We start from the raw sequence: 13490 nt of genomic DNA, 5'->3' as shown, positions 1-13490 counted from the left end.
CGGTTCGATCAGGAATCCATCCCGTACATCCCCTCGATCTCGTCGCGATAGCGCGTGACGACCATGGCGCGCTTGACCTTCATGGTCGGCGTCAGCAAACCGTTGTCGATGGACCAGGGCTCGAGCGTCAGGGTCACGCGCCGGATCTTGGCATACCCCGGAAAATCGTGCAGCGCCGAACGAATCCGCTGGAGGATCAGCTTGTTGATCCGAGGATCGCGCAGGCTTTCCGGGCGCTCGGGATCCAGACCCTGCTCCCGCGCCAGTCCGGGCCAGAGGTCCGCGTTCAACACCAGCAAGGCCGTGAGATAGGAGTGTCCCTCGCCGAGTACAACCACCTGCTCGAACAAAGGGTCCATCGCGATCGCCATCTCGAGGTCTGCGGGCGGGACCTTCTCGCCGTTGGACAAGACCAGAATGTCCTTGAGACGTCCGGTGATGTAGATGTGTCCGTGCTCCAGACGCACCTGATCGCCGGTGTGCAGCCAACCATCCTGTGTCAGGACCCGGGCGGTGGCCGCGTGGTTGTTCCAGTAGCCGAGCATCACGTTCTCGCCCTTCACGAGCAGCTCCTTCTGCGCCCCGATGCGCAACTGGAGCCCGCGCAGCGGCACACCCACGCTTTCCGGGATATTGTCCTTGAGCGGATTGAAGCTGATGACGGGACTGGTCTCGGTCAAACCGTAGCCCTGCAGCAGGGGCAGTCCCAAACCGATGAAGGTGTGCGCGACGGGGGCCGGCAGGGGCGCACCGCCACTCACGGCGACACGCAGCGCTCCACCGAGCTTGGCGAGGACTTGATCGCCGACCTTGCGGCGCAGCAACGGCCAGAGCAGCATCAAAGGGTGCCAGCCGCCGCGCCCTTGCTCACGCAGAAAGGTCCGCCACCCCGCGGCGACGGCGAGCCGGAATAGCCAGCGCGCGGGCGCCGGGCGTGCCTCGAGTTGGTCCTGGATGCGCTGGTGGACCCGCTCGAAGACCCGCGGGACGGCGATGATGACGGTGGGACGAATGCTCTGCATGTCCTCGGCGAGCTGCGCCACGGATCGTGCGAAGGCAACCGTCGCCCCGGCCATCATCGGCAGGTAATAGCCGCCCGTGCGTTCGAGCATATGAGACAGCGGCAGAAAGGAGAGAAACCGATCCTCCTGGTAGCAATCGATCACGGTCAATGCGCCGTGGGCGTTGCCCAGGATGTTGCGGTGGCTGAGCATGACACCCTTGGGGCGCCCGGTGGTGCCGGAGGTGTAGACGATGGTCGCCAAGGCATCCGGATCGCCGTCACGTTGCACAAGCTCCGGCGCCGTCTGCGGCAGCCAATCCTCGGCGATCACCACTCGGGGGTCCTCGGCCGCAATCTCGTGTGCCGCGGGACTCGATTCCAGGATCACGACGCGCGTCGGAAAGGGCGCATCGCCGAGACTGTCGGCCAACCGCTTCCAACGCCCGGCATCGTGGATCAGCAACAGCTTGACTGCCGCGTCCTGCAGGATATAGGCCGCGTTCTCGGCCCGGTCGTCCGTGTAGAGGGGCACCGTGACCAGCCCGAGCGACAGCGCAGCCTGATCGAACACCACCCAATCGGGGCAGTTGCGCAGCAGGAGGGCGACCCGGTCCCCGCTTTCGAGCGCCTCGGCCGCGAGCGCCCGATGCCAGCGTGCCACCCGCTCGCGCGTCTCGGCCCAGGTCAGCTCGGCCCACCCGCCATCGCGCTCGCAATGGCGATAGGCAACCCGCGTCGGCGAGCGCTTGACGCGTTGAACGAAGAGCCCGTCCAGGGTCTTGGCGCGCTCGATCGGGATCAGGTCCTCGGACCATCGGCTCACGGGCTATCCTCCTGGTCTCGCCGACCCACGCAGAGAGGCGGCGTCTCGATTCTCCGGCGCGTGCCCGCGATCGGGGCATCGCTGCTCATGCAGGGCATGGGAGCAGGACCGGGTTTCTCTTGTTTGCTCTATTGTCTCCGTGCAGGGCCTTCGGCACCAGCGTCGCATCGAGGCAGGATGCGCAGCGGAGCCGATGGGCGGCGCACGCCGACGCAACCCGAAAATCCTCCGGCGAACGCCTGGCCTCTGCTACCCTCTGGTCGGATTGCGACAGCTCATGGCGGCCCCGATCCCGGTGACGCGCCGCTTGGGTACAGGATCCGGAAAACGCAGCAATCGCCTTGTTTTGCAAATAAATTCTGTTAATATAAGTAAAACCTAATACTTTAGAGGACCGCCACCATGCCCCTCGTCCCCTGGCTCATACCGGCCCTCGCCGGCCTCGCGGCGCTTGCGGCGCCGACCCTTCACGCCGCCGAGACCGCCGCGCTGGACACCGCGCCTGCCAAGTACCAAACCCTGCCGCGCGAGTATCGACTGGACGGGGTCGTCGAGGCCATCAATCGCACCACCGTCTCGGCGCAGACCACGGGACAGGTCCAAGAGATCCTGTTCGATGTCGAGGATTTCGTCGAGAAGGACGCGATCGTCGCCCGCTTGAAGGATACCGAGCACCGCGCACGGGTGGCCCAAGCCGCCGCCGATTCGAGGTCCGCCTCGGCGCGATTGGAGCAGACGCAAGAGGAATACACCCGCGTCATCGGTCTGTTCGAGAAAAAGAATGTCTCCGAGTCCGCCATGGACCAGGCGAAGGCGGATCTTGCCGCGGCCCAAGCCGAGCTCGAATCCGCCACCGCGCGGCTCGAGCAGGCGCAGGAGCAGTTGGAGTACACCCAGATCCGCGCCCCCTACTCGGGCATCGTCACCCATCGTCATATCGAGGTCGGCGAGACGGCGAGCCCGGGTCAACAGGTCATGAGCGGGATCTCGCTCGATCAGCTGCGTGTGATCGTCGACGTTCCCCAGAGCGTCATCCCCTCGGTGCGCGACGGCGGGACGGCTCGCATCTATCTGGGCTCCGAGGAGATCATCCAGTCGGATCGCTTCACCATCTTTCCGTTCGCGGACATGGGCTCCAACACCTTCACCGTGCGGCTCGATCTGCCGGAAGGCACGAAAGGCCTCTTTCCCGGCATGTTCGTGAAGACCGCCTTCGAGATCGGCGCCAAGCAGGAGCTGACCATCCCGTCGGAGGCCGTCGTGCAGCGCTCCGAGGTGACCGCCGTCTATGTGGTGGACGCCGAGGGGCGAGTCGGTTTTCGCCAGATCCGGCTCGGACGGGCCGTCGATGGCGGCGTCGTCGTGCTCGCCGGGCTCGGCGAAGGCGAGCGGGTCGCGCTCGACCCGATCGCCGCGGGCGTCGCCTTGAAGTCGCAGTCGAGCGCCGGCGCCGAGGCGGGACAAGACCATGGCTGAGCAGCTCGGCATCTCGGGCAGCATCGCCCGACGCTTTCAGAACACCGAGATCACCCCGCTGCTGGCCGTCGTCGGCCTGCTGCTCGGGTTGTTCGCGATCCTCGTCACGCCGCGCGAGGAAGAGCCGCAGATCAACGTCACCTTTGCGGACATCTTCATCCCCTTCCCGGGTGCCTCGGCGAGCGAGGTCGAGCACCTGGTCGCCGGACCGGCCGAGCAGGTCTTCTCCGAGATCAAGGGTGTCGAGCACGTCTTCTCGGTGTCGCGCCCCGGCATGGCCGTGGTCACCGTCCAATACCGTGTCGGCGAAGACAATACCGACGCCGTGGTACGGCTCTTCAGCAAGGTGCTGGCCAACCAGGACTGGCTGCCGCCGAACCTGGGTGTCGGCACCCCGATCGTCAAACCGAAAGGGATCGACGATGTCCCCATCATCACCGCGACACTCTGGTCCCAAGACCCGGACGTCGGCGCCTTCGAGCTGGGGCAGGTCGCCCACGCGCTCGAGCAGGAGATCAAGCGGGTACCCGGCACGCGCGACGTCTACACGGTCGGCGCGCCGTCCCAGATCGTGCGCGTGCGGTTGGACCCGCAGGCGCTTGCCGGCTACCAAATCGACCTGAGCGACCTGCGACGTTCTCTGCAGGCCGGCAATGTCATCAGGGACAACCTCACGGTGACCGCCGACAACGAGGAGATCCTCGTGCAGGCCGGCACCTTCCTGACCTGCCCGGAGGAGCTGCACCAGTTGGTCGTCGGCCTGCACGGCGGGCGACCCGTCTATCTCAGCGATGTGGCGACCCTGGAACGCGGCCCTGAACAACCTTCAGCCTATGTGCGGATGGGTACCGGCGCGGGCGCGGTCCATACGGATCTCGACCTGTCCGGCAGCACCCCGGCCGTCACCATCGCGGTGGCCAAGCAGGAGGGTGTGAATGCCGTCGCCGTCGCCGAGCAGGTCATCGAGCGATTCGCACATCTTGAAGGCACCTTCATCCCGGACAACGTCCAGGTCACGGTCACCCGCAACTACGGCGCCACGGCCGACTACAAGGCGCAGAAGCTGATCACCAAGCTGGTCTTCGCGACCGCCTCGGTGGTGCTGCTGGTCTGGCTTGCCATCGGCTGGCGCGAGGCACTCATCGTCGGCGCGGCCGTCGTCGTGACCTTGGCTCTGACGCTCTTCGCCTCTTGGGCTTGGGGCTTTACGCTCAACCGGGTCTCGCTGTTCGCGCTCATCTTCTCCATCGGCATCCTGGTCGACGACGCCATCGTGGTGGTGGAAAACATCCACCGACACATGGCGATGAGCAGAGCCAAGCTGCTCGACCTCATGCCCAAGGCGGTCGACGAGGTCGGCGGACCGACCATCCTCGCGACCTTCACCGTCATCGCCGCGCTGCTGCCGATGGCCTTCGTCAGCGGACTGATGGGGCCCTACATGAGCCCGATCCCCATCAACGCATCGATGGGCATGCTGATCTCGCTGGTCGTCGCCTTCGTCTTCACGCCCTGGATGGCGAACGCCATGCTCGGCAAACGCCACGCCGCGGGCGCCGGACATGCGCCGCACGGCGATGATCCGGATGCGGCCCATGCGGGCGGGCGTCTCGGCAGCCTGTTCCACACCGTCATCGGGCCCTTCCTGGTCGGGCGCAAAGGGGTCCTCAACCGCTGGCTGCTGCTGGCCGGGATCCTGATTCTGATCGCGGGCTCGATCTCGCTGGTCACCAGCCGGGTCGTGATCCTCAAGATGCTGCCCTTCGACAACAAGAGCGAATTTCAGGTCGTGCTCGACATGCCCGAAGGGACCAGCCTGGAGCAAACGGCGCGGGTGCTGGGCGAGATGGGCGATTTTCTGGCCACCGTCGACGAGGTCACCGACTTCCAGATCTATGCCGGTACCGCCGCGCCGATCAACTTCAACGGCTTGGTGCGCCAGTACTATCTGCGCGAGGGCGCGCACCTGGGCGACATCCAGGTCAACCTCGTCGACAGCCATCACCGCGACCTGCAGAGTCACGCGATCGCCGCCGGCATGCGCGCGCCACTGCAGGAGGTCGCTTCGCGGTACGGCGGCAACGCCAAGATCGTCGAGATCCCGCCCGGCCCGCCGGTGCTCTCGCCCCTGGTCGCGGAGATCTACGGGCTGGACTACGACGGACAGATCCGAGTCGCTCGAGAGGTCCGCAAGATCTTCGAGTCCACGCCCGACATCGTCGATGTCGACGACTCGGTGGAGCACCCCTCGCGCAAGCTGGTCGTCGTGGTGGATCGCACCAAGGCATCGCGCCTGGGCGTGCCCCAAAGTACCGTCGCCCAAGCACTGTCCACGCTCCTCGACGGCGAGGACATGAGCTATCAGCACTGTCAGAACGTGAAATATGCCGTGCCGATCCGTGTGGAGCTCAGCGAGGCGGACAAGGCCGACCTGGATCAGGTGCTGGCGTTGCGAGTGCTCTCGATGTCGGGTGCACTGGTGCCGCTCTCAGAGATCGTCGAGGTCCGGGAGACCGAGCGCACGCACAGCATCTATCACAAGGATCTGATGCCCGTGGTCTATGTCACCGCCGATATGGCCGGCGAGACCGACAGCCCGCTCTACGGGATGTTCGAGATCTCGGATCGACTCGCCGAGGAGCAGGGCCTCGAGCAGTGGTTCATCCAGCAACCGGCAAACCCCTACGAGTACAGCCTCAAATGGGACGGCGAGTGGCAGGTGACCTACGAGACCTTCCGCGACATGGGCATCGCCTACGGCGTGGGACTGCTCCTCATCTATCTGCTGGTGGTCGCCCAGTTCCGCAGCTACCTGGTGCCGCTGGTGATCATGGCGCCGATCCCGCTGACGATTATCGGCATCATGCCCGGCCATGCGCTAATGGGTGCACAGTTCACGGCGACCTCCATGATCGGCATGATCGCGCTCGCCGGCATCATCGTGCGCAACTCGATCCTGTTGGTCGACTTCATCAACCAGCAGGTGCGCGAGGGCAGAGGGTTCGAGGAGGCCGTCATCAACTCGGCCGTGGTGCGCGCCAAGCCGATCGCACTGACCGCCGCTGCGGCCATGGCAGGGGCGCTCTTCATCCTGGATGACCCCATCTTCTCGGGGCTCGCGGTGTCGCTGTTGTTCGGTCTGTTCGTCTCGACCCTCTTGACCCTGGTCGTCATCCCGGTGGTCTATTACGGCGTGATGCGCACGCGCGTGGAGTGGATCCGGACCGCGACGGGCTAATGTGATCGGAAGCCGGGTCGGGATCCGGGGCGTCCTGCCCCGGATCCCGATCTATTCGGGACTCTGCTCAATCCCCCCGAAGCAGGATCACGGCCGCACCGTCCGCCCGCTCCGACATAGCCATTCACGCCGAAAGGCTCGTCCCCGCCGGGAGATGGATCCGCAGCCAATCGAGGATCTCGTGGCGAGACCGCGCACCGCTGAAGCGTGCCAGCTCGGCACCGCGATAGAAGAGGATCACGGTCGGGAAGCCGCGCAACTTGTACTGCCCTGCGAGCTTCATGTTTTCGCCCTCGTCGACCTCGATCTTGGCGAGACGAATCCGCCCGTCGAGATCCGCGACGACCCGCCCCAGGTGAGGCGCCAAGGCATGACAGGGCGCACACCAGTCGGCCCAGAAGTCCACCAAGACAGGCCGGACCTCGGACGCGTCGAGAACCTCATGTTGAAAGCCGTCGAGATCGACATCGACGAGATGCGCAGACGGTTCGCCCGGGCTTGTCATGGAGAGCTTGTCCTTCTCGTTTTCAGTCTTCGAATCACCCGCGCAGCTACTCGGTCGGCGCCCACAGATCGCCCAAGGCAATCGTGACCGCATCGAACGGCGCAACCGACACCTGTGCGCCGCCCGCAAACCGTCCGATCTCGCGCCAGTCGCCGCCATCCAAGGCGTAGGCCTCCAGCGTATGGGCCCGGGGATCGATCAACCAGGCGTAAGCGATTCCGAAGTGCGCATAGATCGGCATCTTCACCTCGCGATCCTTGCTCTCGGTAGATGGCGAGAGGATCTCGCAGACCCAGTCCGGTACCACGGTGAAGCGATGATCCTGCGGGATCCGCGGCAATCGGCTGCGACGCCATCCGGCAAGGTCAGGCACATCGACCTCGGTGTCGTGGATGAAGTGCAGTTCGGGCTCGTCGATGATCCACCAGCCTCCGGGGCCGCCGCGCCCTCTTTGAAACGGGCCGAACAGCTCGTAGCCCAAAGCCGACGCAGTCACCACGTGTGCACCACTCGGGCGCGGCTGGGTGTAGAGCTGGCCGTTGAGTATTTCGCCCGTCAAGCCTTCGGGCAAGGCTTCCAGCTGTTCGTAGAGTGTCGGGCGGGTCTTCGGGTACGCGGACATGGCTCGGACTCCCATGACGGATTCATCTGTGAAGCATACTCGCCCGCCTGAAACTGTGCGGCTATGGTGCAGGCCATCTCGGCGTCGAGTCGTATGGTGCTGCAGCTGCCGCACTGGAGCCATCCGAGCGCCTGAGCTATTGTAACGGCCCTGAGCGCCGGGGTGGTCCCGGCCGCGCCGGAGCCGACCCCGAGGCCATCCCATGCCCGATCGTGACACCCATCGTGCCGCCTTTCCCATTACCCGTATGCGCCGCATGCGGCGCGACGCCTTCTCGCGTCGCATGATGCGCGAGACCACCCTGACACCGGATGACCTCATCTATCCGGTCTTCGTGCTGGAAGGCTCCGGGCAGCGCGAGTCGGTCGCCTCCATGCCGGGGGTCGAGCGTCTGAGCATCGATCTCTTGGTGGAAGACGCGATCGAGGTCCAGCGCCTCGGCATCCCGGCGATGGCGCTCTTCCCGGTGACCCCGCCGGAGGTCAAGTCGCTCGACGCATGCGAGGCGTTCAACCCCGACGGTCTTGCGCAGCGCGCGGTGCGTGCGCTGAAGGCCGCGGTGCCGGATCTCGGGATCATCACCGACGTCGCACTCGACCCCTTCACCACGCACGGTCAGGACGGTCTGATCGACGAGACCGGCTACGTCATGAACGACGAGACGGTCGAAGTGTTGGTCCGCCAGGCGGTCTCGCACGCCGTGGCCGGTGCCGACATCGTCGCACCCTCGGACATGATGGACGGGCGGATCGGTGCCATTCGCACCGCGCTCGAGGCCGAGGGTCACATCCACACCCGCATCCTGGCCTACTCCGCCAAGTATGCATCCGCCTACTACGGCCCCTTCCGCGACGCCGTCGGCTCGGCGGGCAACCTGGGCTCGGGCAACAAATACAACTACCAGATGGACCCCGCGAACTCGGACGAGGCCCTGCACGAGGTCGCCCTGGACCTCGCCGAGGGCGCCGACATGGTGATGATCAAGCCCGGCATGCCGTATCTGGATATCGTACGACGCATCAAGGACCAGTTCGGCGCGCCCACCTTCGTCTACCACGTGAGCGGCGAATACGCGATGCTCAAGGCCGCCAGCATGAACGGCTGGCTCGACGAGCGCGCCGTCGTGCTGGAAGCCATGGTCTCGATGAAACGCGCCGGTGCCGACGGCATCCTGACCTACTACGCAAAGGACGTCGCCCGCTGGCTGGGCCGTTAGGATGCCGCCGGCCATGTAGGCGATGTAGGCGATGTAGGGGCGACTTCAGTCGCCCCTACCCGGTTGCGCTTCCTTCTCCGGAGATCGCCCGATATGAGGAGGTAGGAAGCTCCATCTCGATTCACACCAGAGGCCGCCACACGCCCATGCCGGACCACTACGCCGTCATCGGCAACCCTATCGCCCACAGCAAATCACCGCTGATCCACGCCGCCTTCGCACGCGCGACCGGCCAGGATCTCGACTACGGGCGCATCCTCGGCGATCCGGATGATTTCCCCGGCGAGGTCCGGCGTTTCCTCGCGAGCGGCGGGCGCGGACTCAACGTCACGGTGCCCTTCAAAGAGGACGCCTGGGCGCTCGCGGACGAGCGCTCGCAGCGCGCCGAGATCGCGGGCGCCGTCAACACGTTGATTCGACTCGACGACGACAGACTCCGTGGCGACAACACCGACGGGGTCGGTCTCGTCCGTGATCTCGCGGACAACCACGGCTTTCGCTTCCGGAGCACGCAGGTCCTGCTGCTCGGGGCCGGCGGTGCGGCGCGCGGCGTGCTGGTGCCGCTGCTCGAGAGCGGCCTCGCCCGCTTGGTCATCGCCAACCGAACCGCCGTCAAGGCCCAACAGCTCGCCGATCTCGGCGCCCCGTTCGGACCTGCACAGGCACGCGGCTTCGATCAGTTGGACGGCGAGCGATTCGACCTCATCATCAATGCCACATCAGCCGGTTTGAGCGACGCCGTCCCGGCCATCCCCGAGGACTGTCTCGCGACGGGCGGCTGGACCTACGACATGCTCTACGCAGACACGCCGACCGCCTTTCGTCGTTGGGGACAGAGGCATGGCGCCGCCCGGTCGCTCGACGGACTGGGTATGCTGATCGAGCAGGCGGCCGAGTCCTTTTGGTTGTGGCGCGGCGTCCGTCCGGACACCGCCGCCGTCATCGCAATGCTACGACACCCGGAGTAGAGATGATGAAGACTGCCGTGTTGGGCCTGGGTCTGATGGGTTCGGAGATCGCCCTGAGGCTGAAGCGACAGGGGCGGGAGGTCATCTGCTGGAACCGAGGCCGGACCAATCGAGACGCGGCGGCGCGCCGTGGGCTCGACCTGGCGCTGTCACCCGCCGAGGCCGTCGCGGCCTCCGAGTTGGTTCTCCTCGTCCTGAGCGATGCGGTCGCAATCACGGGAACCCTTTTCGATTTGGCCGACCCGCTCGAGTTGCGCGGGCGTGTTCTCATCCAGATGGGCACCATCGCGCCCGAGGAGAGCCGAGCGATCGCCGAACGGGTCACCGCGCTCGGCGGCAACTACCTGGAAGCACCGGTGCTCGGAAGTCTGCCCGAGGCACGCGAGGGCACCCTGATCCTCATGGCCGGAGGCGACCGGGATCTCTTCGAGCGCTGTCGGCCGCTCCTGCGCGACCTGAGCCGCGACCCACAGTGGATCGGTCCGACCGGACAAGCCGCGGCCCTCAAGCTCGCCATGAACCAATTGATCGCGGGGCTCACCGCCAGCTTCGCGACAAGCCTCGCCTTGGTGCGCCGCGAGGGCATCGATGTCGAGCAGTTCATGACCCTGCTGCGCGGCAGCGCACTCCACGCCAAGACCTTCGACAAGAAGCTCGACAAATATCTGAGCCACGACTACGCCGGCGCGAGCTTCCCGCTCAAGCACCTGCTCAAGGACGTCCGCCTCTTCGCGCGCGTCGGCGAGAGCGCGAGCCTGGACACCCGCGTGATCTCGGCAATCGAGGCGGTCTGCGCCGATGCGGTGGCCGCGGGTCTCGCCGATCAGGACTACTCGGCGCTCTATGAGGTCGTGAGCCCTTCGGCATCCTCGAAGGCGTGACCCACGACAGAGCCATATGAACCCTTTAAGCAAAGAGCGCCGAGGATCAGAACCGGCACAAGGCTCTCAGCCACCCGCCGTGCCACGGAGTGTCGGATTAAAGGCTGCGCGAACCGAATTTCCGACGCGACCGATACATGGTTGTGTTGTCGTGTGTTGTGCTGAAGTTAGGGAGAACAACGTCCGCCGACGGTTGGCTGTGCCTCGCACGGCTCGGCACAACGGCCCTAATGACGTGGAACGGTCGACGCAGCGATCGCGATCCTCTCGACCACATACCAGCTTACAAGGTGTCAAGATCCCCATGGAGCTCCCCTTCACCCACAAACCCGGTCGGCGCGAGCGTCATTTGAGACGTCGACACGAGAACCCCCTCTTCGCCTGGCCACCAAAAGAGGTCCCGCCCGAGGATCTGCTGGCGGCACAACAGGCGGATCACGAGGAGATGGAAGGCTTCCGCCGGGACTTCCGCGCGCTCGTCCAAAAGGCCGTGGCGCTGCCGCCGGATGCAGGCAGCGAGGTTGTTCTGGGTCTTAAGGAAGCGTTGGAGCGCCAATACGAGCAGTCATTCGGGCTGCCGGAGACTCACACCGAGGAACGCACGGCGATCCGCAAGCTCATCGCCCTCATCATGCAGGCCGTCAAGCGTGCCGCGGGTGTCGATCCGCTCGCCCGACAGGAGCTTGCCGAAGAGGAAGAGGCTCGCGAGATCCACTTTCGCCTGCTCGAGCAACCCCTGGTGGCCGATCTGCTCCACCCCGCGTCGCCGATCGGCCCGGACCAGCTCGCCCCGGCCGTCCTCTCGGCGACGCTCGACGAGGTCGCTGCGGTGCTGCAGATCCTCGACCCCGAGCAATGCGCCGAGCTCGCGGAGCAGGCCATCCGTCTGCTCGAAGAGCGCGCCGCGCACGGCGTCGATGTCGCGGCGGCGCGCCGGCGTCTCGATCTGATCCTTGCAAGTCTCGGGGTAGAAGACGCTCCACGCCACTAAACCGCGCCCAGTGCGATATGTGATGTTTTTGGATGGGATCGGCCCAGGCAGACTTGACGACCGCTGGAGCCGGCGCGGTTTAAAGTATTAAAAAATATAAAATTTAACCGCGTCCCCCGCTAAGGTTCGTGGATTCTCCAAACTTCGAGCTCACTCGAAAGTGAGCATCTCGCTCTGGACGCGGTTTAAGTCCGGAACAAGGCCCCGAAGGCAGGTCCTTCAAACCTCGTCGCTCGCTCCGGGCGAATCGGCATAGATCGCCGCCATCTTCCCCGCCTGTACCGCCACCACATGGCGCAAGTCGAGCGGGGAGATGACCTCCACGTTGTCCCCCGCCCCGAGCAACCAGCGCAGCAGCTGCCCCGTGGAGGGCACCCGCGCCGACACCCGCAGATCGAACGTGGAACCCTCGGGCTCGTCCTCGAACCACTGGCCGGGTTCAAGCGGACAGGCGGCCAACACCGTGGTCAGATACCCGCGGACCCGCAGCTCCAGATCGATCAGCTCGCCCTGACCGAAATCCGCCTGACCGCGTGCGATGGCCTGGTCCAGGTCGAATCCGGCGGCAGCCCGCGCGGGCGTGTCGCTCGCGACATCCGCCCGCACCATCCGGTGCAGGGCATAGAGACGCACGGGCGCGTCCTCGTCGTTCTTCAGCGCAAAGAGATAGGGGATCGGGCCGCGCTGAAGGAGCGCCTGCGGATGGATGCGCGCCGGTGCGCACAAGTCTTCGGCGTTGCGATAGGTGACATCCAGCGCACGGCCTTGCGCCAATGCCTCGATCACCGCGCTCAACACCTTCGGGTGGAGCTCCACGGGTTGCAGCCGCAGCGTATCCGGCACGATCCGCAGCCGGGTGCGGTCCAGCACCGGACCTTCGACCTCGGTGAGCACGCGCTGCCAGAACCGATCGAGCTGGCGCATGGGCACATACTCGGCGATCAGGTCGCGGACCTGCTGCAGCGCGTAGTGCAGGACCGGCGGGTCGTCGTTCAAGTCATCCGTCAGGCGCCGATAGCGCAGCGGTTTGCCGCCGGGGTTGACCGCCTCGATCCGCCCGTCCTTCACCAACTCGTCCAGATCGCGCTGCAGTGCGCGCCGACGCGCCTTCTCGTTCTGCGCGCCGTAGGCATCGCCGAGGACCCCGAGCAGACGCGCACCGTCCGGACAGGACTCGACGGAGGACACCTCCCGCGGCAGCAGGCGCTCCAAGCGATCGAGACGGTCGACACGGGTGGTGTGGATGGCGCTCATGTGCCGAGTGTACGACAGGGTGTGACGCATGCCCATGGTCAAATGGATCCCGTCGCCGAATCCGCCCCACCGACGAGGTCTCCATCATGTCCCGACACGACCGCTCACTCTCCTCGCGCGAGCTGCTCGCCCGCATCGGCCTGAGCGACGAGCATCCGCAGGATCTGCTCGACAACGAGCCGCTCGACGATCTCAGCGGCGACATCGGCGCGGCCCTCGCCGAACGCTGCCGCTCCTTTCAAGAGCGTCACACCTTTGCGGTCGGCGATCTGGTGACCTGGAAAACGGGCCTGAAGAACCGCCGTATCCCGCGCTACGGTCAGCCCGCCGTGGTCATGGAGGTGCTGGATCCGCCCGTCGTCGACGGCGAGCGCGAGTCCGGGAGCACCTATTTCAACGAGCCGCTCGACCTGGTCCTCGGTCTCTTCATCGACAGCGGTCCGGCCCGCGGCGAGCTGCTGACCTGGCACTTCGACGGTCGCCGTCTGCAACCCTGGACACGGGAGGTCTGAG

Annotated in this window: 11 protein-coding genes; 7 read left to right on the top strand and 4 right to left on the bottom strand. The window is 65.7% G+C overall.

Features of this window, described 5'->3' with window-relative positions:
- Positions 1 to 8: 8 nt before the first annotated feature.
- Complete coding sequence (locus tag KFB96_RS16425; RefSeq protein ID WP_213457353.1) at positions 9 to 1826, bottom strand: long-chain fatty acid--CoA ligase; 1818 nt, start codon at positions 1824 to 1826, stop codon at positions 9 to 11.
- A gap of 402 nt (positions 1827 to 2228) precedes the next feature.
- Here KFB96_RS16425 and KFB96_RS16420 point away from each other — a divergent pair, with 402 nt between their 5' ends.
- Both KFB96_RS16420 and KFB96_RS16415 read left to right on the top strand, forming a co-directional pair.
- A complete protein-coding gene (locus KFB96_RS16420; protein ID WP_213457355.1) occupies positions 2229 to 3302 on the top strand; it encodes an efflux RND transporter periplasmic adaptor subunit in 1074 nt (357 codons plus the stop codon).
- Entirely contained in the window at positions 3295 to 6540 is a 3246-nt protein-coding gene (locus KFB96_RS16415) for an efflux RND transporter permease subunit (protein ID WP_213457357.1), read from the top strand. The genes KFB96_RS16420 and KFB96_RS16415 overlap by 8 nt, the downstream gene beginning before the upstream one ends.
- 124 nt (positions 6541 to 6664) lie before the next feature.
- Here KFB96_RS16415 and KFB96_RS16410 read toward each other — a convergent pair whose 3' ends face one another.
- A complete protein-coding gene (locus tag KFB96_RS16410; protein WP_213457359.1) occupies positions 6665 to 7045 on the bottom strand; it encodes a co-chaperone YbbN in 381 nt (126 codons plus the stop codon).
- Positions 7046 to 7091: 46 nt separating this feature from the next.
- Positions 7092 to 7667, bottom strand: coding sequence for a Uma2 family endonuclease (locus tag KFB96_RS16405; RefSeq protein ID WP_213457361.1), 576 nt, complete (start codon positions 7665 to 7667; stop codon positions 7092 to 7094).
- A gap of 202 nt (positions 7668 to 7869) precedes the next feature.
- Between KFB96_RS16405 and hemB the strand changes: the two genes are divergently transcribed.
- From hemB to KFB96_RS16385, 4 genes are all read left to right on the top strand, one after another.
- Positions 7870 to 8883: a porphobilinogen synthase gene (gene hemB / locus KFB96_RS16400; RefSeq protein ID WP_213457363.1), complete on the top strand. Its 1014-nt coding sequence runs from the start codon at positions 7870 to 7872 to the stop codon at positions 8881 to 8883.
- A gap of 146 nt (positions 8884 to 9029) precedes the next feature.
- On the top strand, positions 9030 to 9851 hold the full coding sequence (gene aroE / locus KFB96_RS16395) for a shikimate dehydrogenase (RefSeq protein WP_213457365.1): 822 nt from the start codon (positions 9030 to 9032) through the stop codon (positions 9849 to 9851).
- 5 nt (positions 9852 to 9856) lie between these two features.
- Positions 9857 to 10732, top strand: coding sequence for an NAD(P)-dependent oxidoreductase (locus KFB96_RS16390; protein WP_213458203.1), 876 nt, complete (start codon positions 9857 to 9859; stop codon positions 10730 to 10732).
- 304 nt (positions 10733 to 11036) lie between these two features.
- The gene (locus KFB96_RS16385; protein ID WP_213457367.1) at positions 11037 to 11723 is read left to right on the top strand and encodes a hypothetical protein; all 687 of its coding nucleotides are present in this window, start codon (positions 11037 to 11039) and stop codon (positions 11721 to 11723) included.
- 219 nt (positions 11724 to 11942) lie between these two features.
- Here KFB96_RS16385 and KFB96_RS16380 read toward each other — a convergent pair whose 3' ends face one another.
- Complete coding sequence (locus tag KFB96_RS16380) at positions 11943 to 13013, bottom strand: WYL domain-containing protein (protein ID WP_300970408.1); 1071 nt, start codon at positions 13011 to 13013, stop codon at positions 11943 to 11945.
- Positions 13014 to 13063: 50 nt separating this feature from the next.
- On the opposite strand from KFB96_RS16380, the gene KFB96_RS16375 reads away from it, so the two are divergent.
- Positions 13064 to 13489 (top strand): hypothetical protein, encoded by a 426-nt coding sequence (locus KFB96_RS16375; RefSeq protein WP_213457368.1) that lies wholly within the window; start codon positions 13064 to 13066, stop codon positions 13487 to 13489.
- The last annotated feature ends 1 nt before the right edge of the window (position 13490 follow it).

The organism is Thiocapsa sp., assembly GCF_018399035.1.
Taxonomy (GTDB): domain Bacteria; phylum Pseudomonadota; class Gammaproteobacteria; order Chromatiales; family Chromatiaceae; genus Thiocapsa.
This window is presented reverse-complemented; position numbering and strand designations above follow the sequence as displayed.

Excerpts from the sequence above, each read along its gene's own strand:
- KFB96_RS16415 (WP_213457357.1), top strand. The coding sequence starts at position 3,295 with ATGGCTGAGCAGCTCGGCATCTCGGGCAGCATCGCCCGACGCTTTCAG.
- KFB96_RS16385 (WP_213457367.1), top strand. The coding sequence starts at position 11,037 with ATGGAGCTCCCCTTCACCCACAAACCCGGTCGGCGCGAGCGTCATTTG.
- KFB96_RS16380 (WP_300970408.1), bottom strand. The coding sequence starts at position 13,013 with ATGGGCATGCGTCACACCCTGTCGTACACTCGGCACATGAGCGCCATC.
- KFB96_RS16410 (WP_213457359.1), bottom strand. The coding sequence starts at position 7,045 with ATGACAAGCCCGGGCGAACCGTCTGCGCATCTCGTCGATGTCGATCTC.
- KFB96_RS16390 (WP_213458203.1), top strand. The coding sequence starts at position 9,857 with ATGAAGACTGCCGTGTTGGGCCTGGGTCTGATGGGTTCGGAGATCGCC.
- KFB96_RS16405 (WP_213457361.1), bottom strand. The coding sequence starts at position 7,667 with ATGTCCGCGTACCCGAAGACCCGCCCGACACTCTACGAACAGCTGGAA.
- hemB (WP_213457363.1), top strand. The coding sequence starts at position 7,870 with ATGCCCGATCGTGACACCCATCGTGCCGCCTTTCCCATTACCCGTATG.
- KFB96_RS16375 (WP_213457368.1), top strand. The coding sequence starts at position 13,064 with ATGTCCCGACACGACCGCTCACTCTCCTCGCGCGAGCTGCTCGCCCGC.
- KFB96_RS16420 (WP_213457355.1), top strand. The coding sequence starts at position 2,229 with ATGCCCCTCGTCCCCTGGCTCATACCGGCCCTCGCCGGCCTCGCGGCG.
- aroE (WP_213457365.1), top strand. The coding sequence starts at position 9,030 with ATGCCGGACCACTACGCCGTCATCGGCAACCCTATCGCCCACAGCAAA.